This is a genomic window from Streptomyces sp. NBC_00510 (assembly GCA_036013505.1).
Taxonomy (GTDB): Bacteria; Actinomycetota; Actinomycetes; order Streptomycetales; family Streptomycetaceae; genus Actinacidiphila.
The window spans coordinates 1,217,852-1,232,901 of record CP107851.1; the positions used below are offsets into that span (position 1 = coordinate 1,217,852).

Here is a 15,050-nt window from a genome sequence, read left to right on the forward strand (position 1 = left end):
TTCAACAATCATGGAGTCGATGATACGGCGATGCCCCCGACGGACGACGGTGCATCCCACAGCGGCCGGAGACGGCCCGGCGAAGGAGTGCTGGTGAGCGACACCACGGTGGTTCGGCGGAGCAGGCGGATCTTCATCGACAAGCAGAGCCCGCGGGCCTACAAGGCGATGCTGGCGGCCGCCGAGACCGTACGGGCCGTGGCCACCGAGGCCGGGCTCGAACACGACCTGGTGGAGCTGGTGAACATCCGCGTGTCGCAGCTGAACGGCTGCGCCTTCTGCCTCGACCGGCACACCAGGACCGCCCTCAACGCCGGCGAGACCCCGCAGCGGCTGACCGTGCTGCCGGCCTGGCGCGACACCGAGCTGTTCACCGCGCGCGAGCGCGCCGCGCTCGCGGTGGCCGAGGTGACCACGGACCCCACCGACGCCGCCGCCCAGGAAGAGGCCTACCAGGCCGCACGCGAGGTCTTCGGCGACGACGAGCTCTCGGCCCTGATCTGGGTGGCGATCACGATCAACTCCTTCAACCGGGTCTCCATCCTGAGCAAGCACCCGGTCCGCCCCGGCCCGCGGCAGTGAGCCACGACCGTACGCGAAGGGGCGCGGCCCGCCGTTCGTGACGGCCGGGCCGCGTCCCTCCCGTTGCGGCGGGCTCAGCCGTTCGGGTCCCGCTGGGCCCCCGGGCCGGACTGCACCCGCTCGATGTACTCCGGGGCGAGCCGGCTGACCTCGTCGAGCGCGGCGAGGTCGTCCTCGGTGAGCGTGAGCCCGGCCGCGGCGAGGTTGCCCTGCAGCTGGTCCATGCGGCTCGCGCCGACCAGCACGCTGCTGACCCCGGGCTGCTGCATCACCCAGGCGAGGGCCACCTGCGCGACCGTCGCGCCGTGCCGCCCGGCGATCTCGTCGAGGCGGTCGACGACGTCGTATCCGCGTGCCTCGTCGACCGGCGGGTTCGAGCCCTTGCCCCAGCGCGTCGACCGGTCGCGCTCCGCTCCCCGGCGGAACTTGCCGCTCAGGAAACCGCCCGCGAGGGGGCTGTAGACCAGCAGGCCGAGCCCCTGGTCGCGCACGGCGGGGAGGATCTCGCGCTCGATGTCCCGGCCGACGAGGGAGTAGTAGGCCTGCAGGGAGGCGAAGCGCTCCAGGTCGTGCAGGGCCGAGACGCCCAGCGCCTTCATCAGCTGCCACGCCGCGAGGTTGGAGGCGCCGATGTAGCGCACCTTGCCCTGGCGGACCGCGTCGTCGAGCGTGCGGAGGGTCTCCTCCAGCGGCGTCAGCGGGTCGAAGCTGTGGATCTGGTAGAGGTCGATCCGGTCCGTGCCCAGCCGCCGCAGGCTGTCCTCCAGCTGGCGCATGACGTGCAGGCGCGACAGGCCCATGTCGTTGGGGCCGGCGCCCATCCGGCCGTAGACCTTCGTGGCGAGGACGACGTCGTCGCGCCGCCCGCCGAGTATCCGGCCGAGCACCTCCTCCGACTCGCCGTCGGAGTAGATGTTCGCGGTGTCGATCAGGTTCACGCCGGCGTCGAGCGCGGCGTCCAGCATATTGCCGGACTCGGTGTCGCCGAGGCCCCCGAGCACCTTCCAGAAGTCGTGGTCGCCTCCGCCGAAGGACATGGTGCCCAGGCCGAGCCGGGACACCAGGAGTCCGGTGTTGCCAAGTCGCGTGTAGCGCATGTCGTCGTCTGCCTTGCCTTTGCGTGTCACTGCCTCGCGGACCGGACAGCGGTGCACCGTTCACGGGGCACATCGGACAGTATGCACGACATGGTGTCGGACATAGCGTCCGAGACAGTACGGTGACCCTACGGGACGAAGAGAATGGGCGTCCGGTCAACCAGGGAGCAGCACACATGGCATCGATCACCCGCCCGACCCGCCAGACCAGGCGCCGCGCGGACTCCGAGGCGGCGGTCCTCGCCGCCACCGAGCGGCTCCTCCAGGCCGGCGCCACCTTCACCGAGCTCGGCGTCCAGCGGATCGCCGCGGAGGCGGGCGTGGCCCGGTCGACCTTCTACCTGTGCTTCCGGGACAAGACCGACCTGCTCGTCCGACTGACCGCCCACATGAAGGAGGAGCTGTTCCGGATCGGCGGCGACTGGCGCCCGACCGGGCCGGACGGCGGCCCCGACGGCCTGGCGGCGATCTACGTGGAGCAGCTGCGCTACTACCGCGAGCGCGGTCCACTGCTCGCCGCCATCGCCGAAGTGGCGGCCTACGACGCCGAGATGCGCGAGGCGAGGGTGCGGGAGATCGACCGGTTCACCCGGCACATGACCCGGCTGATCGAGGAGGAGCAGGAGGCCGGCCGCCTCCACCGGGGGGTGGACGCGACGGCCGCGGCGCAGGTGCTGGCCTGGGGCGGTGAGCAGGTCATCGCGCGTCAGGTGGCGATCGGCGACCCGGCCCGGGACGAGGCCGTGGCCCGCGACCTGGCCGAGTCGCAGTGGCACGGCACCTACCGCCGCCCGGAGGCCTGAGTCCTCCCGTACGGCGGAACGCGAACGGTCCCAGATTTGACTCGGTCAATTCTCGCCTTTACGTTCGAGGGGCGGGGCGACGAGAGCCGCGCCCCTCCCCCACCCCACGGAGCGAACCCGCGTGAAGTGCTACGACTGTGTCCAGGAAGCCCGCCACGACAGCGAAGGCATCGGCGTCTGCACCCGTTGCGGCCTGTTCACCTGCGCGGACCACTCCCACGTCGCCCGCCTCCCCGTCCACCAGCCCCGGGGGCTCGGCCGGGCGACCAGCCGCCTGCCCGCTCGCCGCGTCGTCTGCGCCACCTGCCATACGGCCGAGACCGCCGAGTGAGCACGGCCACGGCGGCACGTGCACTAAAATTGACTGTGTCAAATCTCGTGCGCGAAGGAGCGTGACGCCGCCATGGAGCAGTCAGTGGGCGACCTGCTCAAGAGCAAGGGGCTGCGCAGTACGGCACAGCGCCGCGCCCTCCTCGGCGCCCTGCAGGGCCATCCCCACTCCACCGCCTCCGAGCTCGAGGCGAGGATCGGCGTCGGCTCCCCGGGCGCGGGCGGACTGTCCAAGCAGGGCCTCTACAACGTGCTCGACGACCTCACCAGGGTGCAGTTGATCCGCTGCATCGAGCCCGCCGGTTCCGCCGCGCGCTACGAGCTGCGCGTCGGCGACAACCACCACCACCTGGTGTGCCGCAACTGCGGGCGCGTCGAGGACGTCGACTGCACGGTCGGCGCGGCCCCCTGCCTGGACCCCGTGGAGGACAAGGGCTTCGTCATCGACGAGGCCGAGATCACCTGGTGGGGCCTGTGCGCCGAGTGCCAGAAGGCCACCACCGGCGCCTAGATTTGACCGGGTCTAATCTAGGCGTAGTGTGGGAAGCGCACCAGGACGAAGGCCGTCACCGGCCCCATCACACCCCTCCCACCTCGCCGCCGGACGCGGACCTCGCGGCACGCACCGCACACCGCTCGCCCATGGGAACGGAGTCCATCGTGACCACGACCCTGCACGCCTCCCCCACCAACCGGCGCCGCGCTTTCGACGCCGCCCCGTTCACCGCCTCGGCGCCGCTGGCCGCCAGCCTCCAGGACGTCCTCGTCGACCTGCTGGAACTGCACGCACAGACCAAGCAGGCGCACTGGAACGTCGTCGGCCGCGGCTTCCGCGGTCTGCACCTGGAACTGGACGAGATCGCCGCAACCGCCCGTGAAGCGGCGGACGAGATCGCCGAGCGGATGCGCGCCGTCTGCGCCACCCCCGACGGCAGGAGCGACACCGTGGCACGGACCACGACGCTCCCCGAGTTCCCCGCGGGCCGTATCGAGGACAGCCGCGCCGCGACCCTCGTCCTCGGCCGCCTCAACACCGTCGGATGCGTGCTGCGCGCGGCGTCCAGCGCCACGGGCGGCGAGGACCCGGCCACCGGGGACCTGGTCAACACCACGCTGCAGTGCGTGGAGAAGCACGCCTGGATGCTGCGCGACCGCCTCGCCCACGTCTGACCTGTCGTCACATTCCGTGCGGGCAGGACACCCTGACGACGTCGGACGACGGACGCGTGGTCACACCTGCCGGACCATGACACCCGCCGCGGTCAGTGCGCCGACCGCGTCTTGCGGCGCGGAGTCGTCCGTGACGACGGCGTGCAACGCGGTGGCCGGAGCGACGAAGGCGAGGGCGGTGCGGGAGAGCTTGGCCCCCTCCGTCACCGCGATGACGCGGCGGGCGGAGCCGATGGCGGCCCGCTTCACGGCGGCGTCGTCCAGGTCGTAGGCCGTGAGGCCGTTGGCGGCGTTGAGCCCGCAGCAGCCGATCACCGCGGTGTCGAAGCGCAGCGCGGCCAGCGACGCCTCGGTCAGCGGGCCGGTGAGCGCCAGTTCGCCGGGCCGCGGCCGGCCGCCCGGGACGAGCAGGGTCAGGGACGGGGCACCGGTCAGGGCGTTCACCGAGTGCAGGGACAGGGGCATCACCGTCAGCCGGCGGTGTTCGAGCGCCCGGGCCACCTCAAGGCAGGTCGTACCGCTGTCCAGGACGACGGCCTCACCGTCGGCGATCAGCCCGGCGACCTCGGCGGCGATGCGCCGCTTGCCTTCCTGCCCCTCCTGGGACCGGAGCCCGAAGGGCGGTTCCTCGCCACGCAACAGCAGGCTCCGGGCGCCGCCCCGGTAGCGCTCCAGGACCCCTTGGGCGGCCAGCACCTCCAGGTCGCGGCGGACGGTCATCTCCGAGGCGCCGGTGAGGGCGGCCAGTTCGGCGACGCCGACGCGCCCCGCCTCCTGCACGGCCTCGGTGATCTGCCTGAGTCGGTCGGTACCAGCCATGACCGCATTGAACAGAAGCCATGTTCAAAAGGCAAGGTTTCGAAAGTAATCGATGTTCGCTATGTTCAAAGCGTGAACACCGCACCTCGGGCCGCCCGGATGGCCACCTTCGCCTACTTCGTGCTGAACGGCTTCGTGCTGGGAATGTGGATCGTGCACATCCCGGAGATCGAGCACCGCACGGGGATCGGCCATGCCACGCTCGGCTGGCTCCTGCTGCTGCTCGGCGCCGGGGCCTTCGCGGGCATGCAGATCGTCGGCCCGCTCACCGACCGCCTCGGTGCCCGTACGGTCGTGCCCGTCAGCGCGGCGCTGTGCAGCGCCACCGTCGTCCTGCCGGGTCTGGCCGGCGACGCCTGGACCCTGGGGGCCGCCCTCCTGCTGCTCGGCATCGGCAACGGCAGCCTGGACGTCGGCATGAACGCCCACGCCGTCCAGGTCGAGCACGGCTACGGACGGCCCGTCATGTCGGCCTTCCACGCCACCTTCTCCATCGGCGGTGTCCTGGCCGCGCTGGCGGGCGCGCGCACGCTCAGCAGCGGCTGGAGCCCGGCGTGGACGCTCGGGAGCGTCGCGGCGCTGGGCGTCGTCGTCGCGGTCGCGGCGGCACCCGCCCTGCTGCGGTCCGCAACCCGCGCCCCCGGTACGGAGGATGCGAAGGCTCCGGTCCGCCGGCGGACGCCACGGCGCATCTGGGCACTCGCCGTACTCGCGTTGATGATCATGATGTGCGAAGGGGTGGCCAACGACTGGAGCACGCTCCACCTGAGCACCGTGCTGGACGCGCCGGCCGCCACCGCCGCCCTCGCCTACGGGGCCTTCTCCACCGCCATGACGGCCGGCCGGTTCGTCGTGGACCGCGTGGCGACGCGGCTCGGCCCCCTGGCCGTCCTGCGGGGCGGCGCCTCGGTGGCCGCGGCCGGGCTCCTCACGGCGGCCCTCTCCCCCTGGGTGTCCCTGGCGGTGGCCGGCTGGGCCGTGTTCGGCGCCGGACTGTCCGGCTGCGTGCCCCAGTTGTTCAGCGCGGCGGGCCACGCCGACCCCGCCGCCGCGGGCGCCAACGTCTCCCGCGTCGCCGGGCTCGGCTACCTCGGCATGCTCGCCGGCCCGGCGGTCATCGGGCCGCTGACCCATCTGATGCCGCTCAACATCACCTTCCTGCTGCCCGTGGCATGCTGTGCCGTCGCGGCCGCGGCGGCCGGCATCCTTCGGCCGCCCGCGCGCACCGCCCCGGCGCACCAGGAGGTCTCGACGGCATGACCGGCACGGAACACACCGGCGGGAGCCCCGCCACGATCGAGTCGTTCACCGTGGACTGCGACGGGGAGACCCTCAAGTGCACGGCGGCGCGCCCGGTCACGGACGGCCGGGGTACGGCCGGGCCGCTGACGGCCGTCGTCCTGCACGGCGCGGGAACCAGCGACAGGCAGCGGCTCACCGGCCTGCTCGGCGACGTCGCCGCCCGGGGTCACCACGCGCTCGCCTTCGACTTCTCGGGGCACGGCGAGAGCACCGGCCTGCTCGCGGACTCCAGCCTGAGGCGGCGGTTCCTCCAGGCCCGGGCCGTCATCGACGGGCATGTCCCGGCCCGGCACCGCCTGGCCGTGATCGGCTTCAGCATGAGCGGGCAGACCGTCGCCGACCTGGCGCGGCACTACGGTGCACGGGTGGCGTCCGTCGGCCTGTGCGCTCCTGCCGTGTACGCGGCCGACGCGTGGACCGTGCCCTTCGGGGCGGGCTTCACCGAGATCATCCGGACGCCGGAGAGCTGGCGGAACTCGCCCGCCCTCGACGTCTTCCGTTCCCTCTCCGGCCGGGCGGTCCTGGCGACCCCGGCCGCCGACACGGTGATCCCGCCCGCCGTCACCGAGGCCGTCGCCACCGCGCTCGGGGGCTCCCGCGCGCGCTTCATCCGGCTCACCTACCCGGACGCGGAGCACCGGCTCGCCCTGTGGTTCACCGGCAACCCGGAGCCGCGCGGCCGCTTCGTCGACGCCGTCCTGCGCGACGGGGCGTGAACGTCCGGGCCCGTCAGCCCCGTTCGTACGGCCGCAGCGCGGCGACCGAGCGGCGTACGGCCTCGGCGTGCCCGAACAGCCCGGGCAGGCCGCCGGTGTGCAGGAAGACGGTGCGCCGGCCGCGGCGGATGTCGCCGTCGCGCACCGCCGCGGCCAGACCGGCCATGGCGCGGCCGGTGTAGGTGGGGTCCAGCGCGATGCCCTCGGTGGCCGCCGCCGTACGCATCGCCTCCAGCACCGGTTCGTGGAGCGTCGCGTAGCCGGCGCCGACCTGGTCGGTGCGGATGCGCAGCGAGTCCGCGGCGACGGCACGGTGGGCGACCGCCCCCACCAGGTCCGCCACGATGGCGGCGGGTCCGGTCACGGCGCCGCAGTGGACGCCCAGGACCCGTTCCTCACCCAGTGCGGCGACGAGACCGGCCATGGTGCCGCCGGAGCCGAGGGCCACCACCACGTGGGCGACGTCGGGCAGTTGGGCGTGGAGCTCCTCGCCGGCCTCGACGTAGCCGCGGGCACCGGTCGGGCTGGAACCGCCGAAGGGGATGAGGTGGGGCAGCGCGCCCTCGCGGCGCAGTTGCCCGCACACCTCCTCGGCGACGCCCGCGAGGTCGGCGGGCTCAACGTCGCCGGCCCAGACGACCCTGGCGCCGAAGAGGCCGTCGAGGACGAGGTTGCCGGTGCCGGACCCGGCTTCGGGTTCCTTGCCGGGGAAGACGAGGACGACGTCGAGCCCGAGGCGCGCGCCGGCCGCGGCGGTGAGGCGGGCGTGGTTGCTCTGCGCCGCGCCGACCGTCACCAGGGTGTCCGCGCCCGCGTCGAGCGCCTCGCCGACCGTCCACTCCAGCTTGCGGACCTTGTTGCCGCCGCCGCCCAGCCCGGTGAGGTCGTCCCGCTTGATCCACAGGTCGTCCGCGCCCAGGCCGAGGGCGGCGGCCAGGCGCGGCATGGGCTCGACGGGGGTGGGCCAGGCGGACAGCGTGATCTTGCCGGGCATCGGCTGCGCTCCAGGGTCTGACGGCGGCGGTGACCGGCGTTCCGGACGCCGGTGGAGTCCATTGTGGGCGCTGCCGGGCGGCCCGCCGCTCCGGAAGGGCGGAAGGGCGCGCGGTGGCTGCCTCCACGGGGCGAAGGGACACTTGAAGTCTCCCCCTGAGGAGGTGGGATCGCCGTGAGTGAGTTCGAGCGCTCCATGAACATGACGGCCTCCGCCGACCGCGTCTTCGACCGGGCGGAGGACCTCGGCCGCATCGAGTCCTGGCTCCCCGACGAGCTGCACGTCCGCGCCGCCGAACCGCCCGCCGTCACCGTGCACGACGACGACACCGGACGGGACGCGGCCGCGCTCTTCCGGGCCGACCGCGCGCACAAACGGCTGGAGTGGGGCACCAGCGAGGACGACCGCTACGCGGGCTGGCTGCAGGTGGACCGGACCGACGAGCGGACCAGCGAGGTGACCATCCACCTGTCGTTCTTCGACGAGAGCATCGCGCCGCCGGAGGACGTCGTGGACCAGGCCTTGGACGACAGCCTGCACCGTCTGTCGCGCATGGTCACCGCCTGAGTCCGGCGGCGCGTCCGGGCGCCGGGGCCAACTGTCGGCGCCGGCCGCACCGCCGGTGCGAGAGGACGGATCCCGGGATGACGCACGTCCCAGCGGACCCGGACTCCGTCCCCTCGTGCCTCCAACGTAAATCTCAGTTTGGACTGAGTCAAATGTCGGCCGTCGCCCCATGCCGGCCCCGCGCCACCGTCGCCGTACTTCCTGGCACTCCGGGTACCAGGCAGCCACCCGGCCCGCGCAGCACACTGGGGGCATGGCGGCGACGGAATTCGGCAGAGCGGTGCGGCGGTGGCGGGAACGGGTGGCCCCCGAGGCCGCCGGGCTGCCGGTCGGCGGGCACCGGCGTGCCCCGGGACTGCGCCGGGAGGAACTCGCCCAGCTGGCGGGGATCTCCGTCGACTACGTCACCCGGCTCGAACAGGGCCGGGCCTCCCATCCCTCGGCGCAGGTCGTGGAAGCCCTGACCAGGGCGCTGCGGCTGTCCCCGGACGAGCGCGGGCACCTGTTCCAGCTGGCCGGTCTGGCGCCCCCGGGGCCGGACACCGTCCCCGCGTACATCACGCCCAGCGTCCAGCGTCTGCTCGACCGGCTGACCGGCACCCCGGTCGCCGTCTACGACGCGTCCTGGACGCTGCTGGTGGCCAATCCCCCGTACGCGGCGCTCATGGGCGATCCGTCCGGATGGCGCGGGAACCAGCGCAACGGGGTGTGGCAGCACTTCGTCGACGGGGGCGGGCGGGTCCGGCGCACCCCGGAGTACCTGCCCGCCTTCGAATCGGCGCTCGTCGCCGACCTCCGCGCGGCCGCCGACCGCTACCCGGCCGACCAGCGGGTCCGCAGGCTCGTCGCCGACCTGCGCGCGCACAGCGAGCGGTTCGCCGGGCTGTGGGACGCCGGCGCGGTCGGCCGCCACGAGGCGGCCCGCAAGACGCTCGACCACCCGCGCGTGGGCCCGCTGACCCTCGACTGCGACGTGCTCACCGTGACGGGCAGCGACCTGCGCATCATGGTCTACACCGCCGAACCCGGCACCGAGGACGCCGACCGCCTGGCGCTGCTCACCGTGCTCGGCACCCAGGAACTCACCGGGTGACGGCCGCCAGTCGCTCGAACGCGGTCGGGAACGGCCTGCGGGGCAGGAAGTCACGGATGCGGCGGGCACACTCCGCCGCCGAGGCCTCGGTCGTGTCGCACTCGACGTCGTAGAGGCCGTGGGCGTGGACGAGTCCGGACTGACGGGCCGCCAGGCCTTCGGGGCGGTCCCCGCGCTCGCGCTCGCGCCGCCGGAGTTCCCCGGGCGAGCAGTGCACCCCCACCAGGACGACGTCCCTCGGGGGGAACAGCCCGAGGCAGTCCCGCAGGCGCCAGGGCTCGCTGAGGACGTGGTCGACCACCACGTTGTTGCCCCCGGCGGCCATGCCGGCGACCGCGCGGTGGAATCCCCGCCAGGTGCGCCGCAGTACGCCCGGCAGTTCCTCCGGGCCCACCTCGCGACGGGACCGCATGGCGTGGAACGCGTCCACCGGCATGTGGAAGTAGGTCCCGTCCAGGGTGAGCAGCAGTTCCCTGGCGATGCTCGACTTGCCCGAACTGGACGTCCCGTTGAGGAAGACGATGAGGCCGCCGGGCCCGGCTTCGGTGGCTGCCCCGGCATCGGTGGTTGCGTCGGCTTCGGGCAACGTGCCTCCTCCGCCGCCGGACCGCCGAGGCGCGTGGTGGGCGGTCGCCCTACGGCGCTTGCGTGCCGGGCGCGTTGGGGCCTGCCGACGACTGGGTGGGGGGAGGACTCACGATCCGGTCCTCCACTGCGGACAGGACGAGCATCAGCCCGAGCAGGAACACCGGCAGCCCGAGCACCAATGCGGCGATCATCGCAGATCCTCCGCGTCCGGCAGGGACGTTCGCCGGCGGCGGGCGAGGGCGTCGGACGGGTGGCTGCGGTCGTGGACACGGTGGGACACGGGCGACATGGGCACCTCCACTGCGGCGTCGGATGCCCGCCTTCCCCGCTTCGGGCGTTGTATGGGGCCGCCCGGGAAACCGGCGCTCCCGCGTCCCGGTTCCAGCCCGGGCGCCGCGCCCCGTCGGGTCAGTAGCGGAAGGCGTCGGGGCCGTCGAGCCGCCCGAACCGCCGCGGGTGCGGGATCTGCTCCGGCCGCTGGGCCCACCGGGCCCGGCGGCGCCGGGCGCCTCCGTGCTCGCCCCAGTAGAGGACCGCGACGACACCGGCCGTCGCGCACAGCAACGCGCCGACGACGACGCTGTAGACCGTGCCCGTCGAGAACACCCCGACCACGGTGCCCAGCACGACTCCCAGCATTCCCGCACCGAAAACGAGCCTGCGAATCTTCAAATCCATGAAGAATCACTCCCTTTCGCCAGAACGCATTCCCCGGTGAACGCCCGTCAATCCACGGATCGCCTTAACGAGTGACACCCAGACCGGGTTTGTGACGCGTCATCACGCCATTCCCCCCGCATTCCCCCACGCTCGGGGAGCCGCGGTTTCACACGAGGGCGGCCATCGCCGTGCGGTACAGGACCTCCTCGGCCCGGTCCCACGACCAGCCGTTCTCCACCACGAGCGTGCGCCAGCCGGTCGGGCCGAACCAGAACCAGAGCAGGTCGGCGGTCTCCTCCGGCGAGTAGCGCGCGGCGGATGCGCTCACCGCCAGGAAATGCCGGGCGACCGCGCGCAGCGCCTCCCGGTAGTCCGCCGTCGCCCTTTCCCACAGCGCCTCGCCGTTCTCGTGCACGGGCAGCGCCTTCTGAATCGCCTCGTGCGCCTTGAACTGGCTCTCGTTGCCCGCCCGGGTGCCGCCGGCGAGCGCCCGGAGGACGCCCTCGGGCGTCCGTACGGCCAGGATGCGGGCGACGGCCCCCTCGTAGCCGGACCCCACGACGGCCTTGTCGACGATCCGGTCCAGGATGTCCGATTTGCTGCCGACGCTCGCGAAGACCGTCTTCGACGCGACCCCGGCCGCCGCCGCGATGTCCGCGACGGTCACCCGCCCGTAGCCGCGTTCGGCGAAGAGCTGCTCCGCCTGTTCAAGGATCACCGCACGCGTCCGCGCCGCGGCCTGTTCACGGAGCGGGGAGACGTAAGCGCGCTTGGTGACCATGGCGTCATCCTACTATCGATGCCGCTTTGACCTATCCAATCGGTCCTCTATAACCTCAATATCGGATGCGCGGCTCGCGCATCTGGTGAGACCGGCCCGCAGGACGGGCGGGCGAAAGGTGGGAACGATGGCGATGGACGCCAAGGACCTGGCCGAAGGGCTCTTCCGGATCCTGGAGACGGGCGACGCGGCGCTGGCCGCCGAGGTCGTGGGCACCGACAACCACAACCGGGAGGCGGCCGTCTCGCCCCCGGCCTGTTCGACACCCGGCCCGGCGGGGACGCTGGCCTCTGGCGCGTGGCTCCGCTCGGCCTTCAGCGGGCTGCGCTTCCCGGTGCTGGGCATCGCCCGCAACGACGATCAGGTCTGGATCCGGCTGCGCATGCAGGGACGGCACACCGGTCCGTTCGTACGCTTCCGGGACGGCGTCCTCGACCAGGCGATCCCTCCCACGGGGCGCGAGGTCGACTTCGAGCAGGTGCACCTGCTCGACCTCCGCGACGGCAAGGTCGTCCGGCACGAGGCGCTGCGCGACGACGTCACGATGCTGGGCCAGCTCGGCGTCTTCCCCCCGTCGCCGGCCGTGGCGCTGCGCATGGTCGCCTGGAAGGTCTCCGGACGCGCCAAGCGGGCCGCCGACGAGGTCACGAAGCTCGCCGCCGAGGCGGCCGGGCAGGCGCGCGCGTAGTCCGGCGGGCCCGGGTCAGCGGGCGCCCGAGGCGCCCCGTGCCAGCAGGAGCAGCGCGTCGACCAGGCTCTCGGCCGAGCTGCCGGTGGCCAGGCGGCGCAGCTGCATCCCGAACACCAGGGCCACGACCGTCGAGGCGGCCTCCTCGGCGTCCGGCACGCCGAGGGCGGTCAGCACGGACGCGGCGAGCCGGTCGTAGGCGGCGAAGCACTCGGCCGCGGCCTCCCGCAGGGCGGGGTCACGGCCGGCCTGGACGTACAGCTCGAAGGGCGCGAGGTGGGTGCTGTCGAAGCCCGTCCCCTCGGCGACCTGCCCCACCAGCGCGGCGGCGCCCTTGAGGTCGATGCCCTCCTGCTGCCCCCGGGCGGCCAGTTCGGTGAAGCGGCCGGTCTCCTCCTCCACGAAGTGCAGCAGGCTCTCCCGCAGCAGGTCGTGCTGCGTGGCGAAGTGGTAGGTCACCGAGCCGAGGGACACCCCGGCCTCCTGGGCGATGCGCCGGTTGGTGACCGCGGCGACACCGTCCTGACCGATGATCCGCAGGACGGCGCTGATGATGTTCTGGCGGGTGCCGGCCGGGTTGGGCATGCCCGTCATTCTGTCACCGCGGCGGGGGCGCGCTGCTCGTACCAGCGCTGATCGCTCTCCAGCTGAGCGGCGAGCGAGATCAGCAGGGGCTCGCTGTGGGCCGGACCGAGGAGCTGGGCGCCCACCGGCAGGCCGTCGCCGAAGCCCGCCGGGACGCTGATGCCGGGCCAGCCGAGCACGTTCCACGGCCAGGCGTACGGACAGGCCGCGATCACCGCCTGGTCGGTCCGCCGCCCGGACAGCCCCGTCATGGCGCCGACGGCCGGGGGCGGGGTGGCGGTGGCGGGGGTGAGGAGCACGTCGAAGCGGGAGAAGATCTCCCCGATCCTGCGGTGCTGGCCGCCCTCCGCGCGGCGGGCGCGGCGCAGGGCGGTCCCGGCGAGCAGGCGCCCGTTCCGGGAGGCGGTCAGGGTGCGGGGGTCGAGAAGCGTACGGTCCGGGACACGTTCGCTCCACTGGCTGATGCCGGCGAACGCGCGGGGCAGGAAGCTCAGTCCGATCAGGCCGTAGCGCGGCTCGGCCTCCTCCACGTCGTGGCCCAGCCGGGCGAGGGCGTCGGCCAGGTCCCCGAGCGCGCGGCGCACGGACGGGTGGAGCGGGGCGCGGGCGGCGACGAACGGGGGCCGCCAGGACACCGCGATCCGCAGCCGGCCCGGTTCGCGCCCGGCCGCCTCGACGGCGGCGATGACCGGGGGCCGGTGGAGGTCGCCCGGGTGCTGTCCGGCGGCGGCGTCCAGCAGCAGCGCCGCGTCGCCAACGGTGCGGGCGAGCGGGCCGTTGACGGTCAGTCCGTGGAAGGACTCGGCGTCGGGCCAGGTGGAGACCCGGCCACGCTGCGGCTTGATGCCCACCAGACGCGTCCACGCCGCGGGGATGCGGACCGAACCCGCCCCGTCCGAGCCCAGCGCCCCGGCCACCACCCCGGCGGCCACCGCCGCCGCGGCGCCGCCGGAGGAACCCCCGGGCGTGTGCCCGAGGTCCCACGGGTTGCGGGTGGCGCCGAAGGCGGGGCCCTCGGTGAACGGCCACTGCCCCAGCTCACAGGTGTTGGTCTTGCCGACGACGATCGCGCCGGCCGCGCGCAGCCGCCGTACCGCCTCGCCGTCCTCGGACTTGGCCGGGAAGACCCCGGCGCAGCCGAACGCGGTCGGTTCGCCCGCCAGGTCCGTGTCGTCCTTGATCGCGACGGGGACGCCCAGCAGCGGCAGCCGCTCGCCCCGCTCCAGCCGCCGGTCGGCCTCCTCGGCCTCCGCCAGGGCGGCCTCGGCGCGAACGCGGCGGAAGGCGTTGACGGTCGGCTGGGTGGCGTCGATGCGGTCGAGCGTCACGCGCACCAGCTCCGCCGCGGTGACTTCGCCTTCGCGCAGCGCCCGGGCCTGCGCCGCCAGACCCTCGGTACGGGCAGTGGACACGGCCGCCCCCTCTCCCTATTGTTCGTTCGAACGAACGAGACGGGAGGTTAGACGGATGCGCATCGCCGGTGCAACTGTTCTGCTCACCGGTGCCACGGGTGGGCTCGGCCAGGACATGGCACGCGAACTCGCCGCCAGGGGCGCGCGGTTGACCCTCAGCGGGCGCCGCGCCGACGTCCTCGAACCCCTGGCCAAGAGCCTGGACGCGAGGGCCGTCCCCGCCGACCTCGCGGACCGCGCCGACGTGGAGCGGCTGGCCGCCGAGTGCGCCGGCGTCGACGTCCTCGTGGCCAACGCCGCCCTGCCGAGCAGCGGCGAGCTGCTGGACTACTCCCCCGACCAGCTCGACCGCGCCCTGATGGTGAACCTGCGGGCACCGGTCCTGCTGGCGCGGCTGCTGGCGCCGGCCATGGTCGAGGCCGGGCGGGGCCACATCGTCCTCATCGGCTCGCTGTCCGGCAAGGCCGCCTCGCGGTCCACCTCCCTGTACAGCGCGACCAAGTTCGGCCTCCGCGGCTTCGCCCACGGCTTCCGCGAGGACCTGCACGGCACCGGTGTCGGGGTGTCACTGGTCCAGCCCGGATTCGTCCGGGACGCGGGCATGTTCGCCGACACCGGTGCCAAGGCGCCCGCCGGGGCACGTACCGTGACCCCGCGCCAGGTCACGGCGGGGGTCGTCCGGGCCGTCGAACGCAACCTCGGCGAGGTGAACGTGGCCCCGCCCGAGCTGCGCCTGCTCAGCGCCGTCGCCGGACAGTTCCCGGTGTTCGCCGCCCGCGTCCAGCGGCTCAGCGGATCCGCCGAGCGTGCGACGCGGGACATCGTGACCGCGCAACGACACCGCCGCTGAGCGGCCGTCCGCC

Annotated in this window: 20 protein-coding genes; 11 read left to right on the top strand and 9 right to left on the bottom strand. The window is 73.5% G+C overall.

All coding sequences use genetic code 11. The annotated features are described in order from the left end of the window. Window positions 1–93: 93 nt before the first annotated feature. Window positions 94–582, top strand: coding sequence for a carboxymuconolactone decarboxylase family protein (locus OG937_05410; GenBank protein WUD71163.1), 489 nt, complete (start codon window positions 94–96; stop codon window positions 580–582). A 74-nt stretch (window positions 583–656) separates the two neighbouring features. Here OG937_05410 and OG937_05415 read toward each other — a convergent pair whose 3' ends face one another. Beyond that, entirely contained in the window at window positions 657–1,679 is a 1,023-nt protein-coding gene (locus tag OG937_05415) for an aldo/keto reductase (protein ID WUD71164.1), read from the bottom strand. A gap of 176 nt (window positions 1,680–1,855) precedes the next feature. Between OG937_05415 and OG937_05420 the strand changes: the two genes are divergently transcribed. The 4 genes from OG937_05420 (at window position 1,856) to OG937_05435 (ending at window position 3,982) form a co-directional block, all read left to right on the top strand. Next, window positions 1,856–2,482 carry a TetR/AcrR family transcriptional regulator gene (locus tag OG937_05420; GenBank protein WUD71165.1) on the top strand — a complete coding sequence of 209 codons (627 nt, stop codon included), beginning with the start codon at window positions 1,856–1,858 and terminating at the stop codon, window positions 2,480–2,482. A 121-nt stretch (window positions 2,483–2,603) separates the two neighbouring features. Then, on the top strand, window positions 2,604–2,813 hold the full coding sequence (locus tag OG937_05425) for a DUF2180 family protein (GenBank protein WUD71166.1): 210 nt from the start codon (window positions 2,604–2,606) through the stop codon (window positions 2,811–2,813). Between the two features lie 72 nt (window positions 2,814–2,885). Beyond that, window positions 2,886–3,323 carry a transcriptional repressor gene (locus OG937_05430; GenBank protein WUD71167.1) on the top strand — a complete coding sequence of 146 codons (438 nt, stop codon included), beginning with the start codon at window positions 2,886–2,888 and terminating at the stop codon, window positions 3,321–3,323. A gap of 149 nt (window positions 3,324–3,472) precedes the next feature. Beyond that, window positions 3,473–3,982 (top strand): DNA starvation/stationary phase protection protein, encoded by a 510-nt coding sequence (locus OG937_05435; GenBank protein ID WUD71168.1) that lies wholly within the window; start codon window positions 3,473–3,475, stop codon window positions 3,980–3,982. A 60-nt stretch (window positions 3,983–4,042) separates the two neighbouring features. Here OG937_05435 and OG937_05440 read toward each other — a convergent pair whose 3' ends face one another. After that, window positions 4,043–4,801: a DeoR/GlpR family DNA-binding transcription regulator gene (locus OG937_05440; GenBank protein ID WUD71169.1), complete on the bottom strand. Its 759-nt coding sequence runs from the start codon at window positions 4,799–4,801 to the stop codon at window positions 4,043–4,045. A gap of 72 nt (window positions 4,802–4,873) precedes the next feature. Between OG937_05440 and OG937_05445 the strand changes: the two genes are divergently transcribed. Further along, entirely contained in the window at window positions 4,874–6,061 is a 1,188-nt protein-coding gene (locus OG937_05445; protein ID WUD71170.1) for an MFS transporter, read from the top strand. Beyond that, window positions 6,058–6,819: an alpha/beta fold hydrolase gene (locus OG937_05450; protein WUD71171.1), complete on the top strand. Its 762-nt coding sequence runs from the start codon at window positions 6,058–6,060 to the stop codon at window positions 6,817–6,819. The genes OG937_05445 and OG937_05450 overlap by 4 nt, the downstream gene beginning before the upstream one ends. A gap of 13 nt (window positions 6,820–6,832) precedes the next feature. On the opposite strand, the gene OG937_05455 is transcribed toward OG937_05450, so the two are convergent. Next, window positions 6,833–7,813, bottom strand: a complete 981-nt coding sequence (locus OG937_05455) for a D-cysteine desulfhydrase family protein (GenBank protein WUD71172.1) — start codon at window positions 7,811–7,813, stop codon at window positions 6,833–6,835. A gap of 174 nt (window positions 7,814–7,987) precedes the next feature. Between OG937_05455 and OG937_05460 the strand changes: the two genes are divergently transcribed. Together OG937_05460 and OG937_05465 are read left to right on the top strand one after the other, a co-directional pair. Then, on the top strand, window positions 7,988–8,380 hold the full coding sequence (locus tag OG937_05460) for an SRPBCC family protein (protein WUD71173.1): 393 nt from the start codon (window positions 7,988–7,990) through the stop codon (window positions 8,378–8,380). 253 nt (window positions 8,381–8,633) lie between these two features. Next, window positions 8,634–9,473 carry a helix-turn-helix transcriptional regulator gene (locus OG937_05465; protein ID WUD71174.1) on the top strand — a complete coding sequence of 280 codons (840 nt, stop codon included), beginning with the start codon at window positions 8,634–8,636 and terminating at the stop codon, window positions 9,471–9,473. Here the strand turns inward: OG937_05465 and OG937_05470 are convergent. From OG937_05470 to OG937_05485, 4 genes are all read right to left on the bottom strand, one after another. Next, on the bottom strand, window positions 9,463–10,059 hold the full coding sequence (locus tag OG937_05470; GenBank protein ID WUD71175.1) for a chloramphenicol phosphotransferase CPT family protein: 597 nt from the start codon (window positions 10,057–10,059) through the stop codon (window positions 9,463–9,465). The two genes, OG937_05465 and OG937_05470, sit on opposite strands and share 11 nt — an antisense overlap. A 49-nt stretch (window positions 10,060–10,108) precedes the next feature. Then, on the bottom strand, window positions 10,109–10,252 hold the full coding sequence (locus OG937_05475; protein WUD71176.1) for a hypothetical protein: 144 nt from the start codon (window positions 10,250–10,252) through the stop codon (window positions 10,109–10,111). A gap of 217 nt (window positions 10,253–10,469) precedes the next feature. After that, window positions 10,470–10,739: a hypothetical protein gene (locus tag OG937_05480; protein WUD71177.1), complete on the bottom strand. Its 270-nt coding sequence runs from the start codon at window positions 10,737–10,739 to the stop codon at window positions 10,470–10,472. 148 nt (window positions 10,740–10,887) lie between these two features. Further along, window positions 10,888–11,502 (bottom strand): TetR family transcriptional regulator, encoded by a 615-nt coding sequence (locus OG937_05485; GenBank protein WUD71178.1) that lies wholly within the window; start codon window positions 11,500–11,502, stop codon window positions 10,888–10,890. 127 nt (window positions 11,503–11,629) lie between these two features. On the opposite strand from OG937_05485, the gene OG937_05490 reads away from it, so the two are divergent. Beyond that, window positions 11,630–12,190: an ester cyclase gene (locus OG937_05490; GenBank protein ID WUD71179.1), complete on the top strand. Its 561-nt coding sequence runs from the start codon at window positions 11,630–11,632 to the stop codon at window positions 12,188–12,190. Window positions 12,191–12,205: 15 nt separating this feature from the next. Here the strand turns inward: OG937_05490 and OG937_05495 are convergent, their stop codons facing one another. Together OG937_05495 and OG937_05500 are read right to left on the bottom strand one after the other, a co-directional pair. Then, window positions 12,206–12,775 carry a TetR/AcrR family transcriptional regulator gene (locus OG937_05495; protein ID WUD71180.1) on the bottom strand — a complete coding sequence of 190 codons (570 nt, stop codon included), beginning with the start codon at window positions 12,773–12,775 and terminating at the stop codon, window positions 12,206–12,208. Window positions 12,776–12,780: 5 nt separating this feature from the next. Further along, the gene (locus OG937_05500; protein ID WUD71181.1) at window positions 12,781–14,187 is read right to left on the bottom strand and encodes an amidase; all 1,407 of its coding nucleotides are present in this window, start codon (window positions 14,185–14,187) and stop codon (window positions 12,781–12,783) included. A gap of 55 nt (window positions 14,188–14,242) precedes the next feature. Here OG937_05500 and OG937_05505 point away from each other — a divergent pair, with 55 nt between their 5' ends. After that, window positions 14,243–15,037: an SDR family NAD(P)-dependent oxidoreductase gene (locus OG937_05505; GenBank protein ID WUD71182.1), complete on the top strand. Its 795-nt coding sequence runs from the start codon at window positions 14,243–14,245 to the stop codon at window positions 15,035–15,037. The last annotated feature ends 13 nt before the right edge of the window (window positions 15,038–15,050 follow it).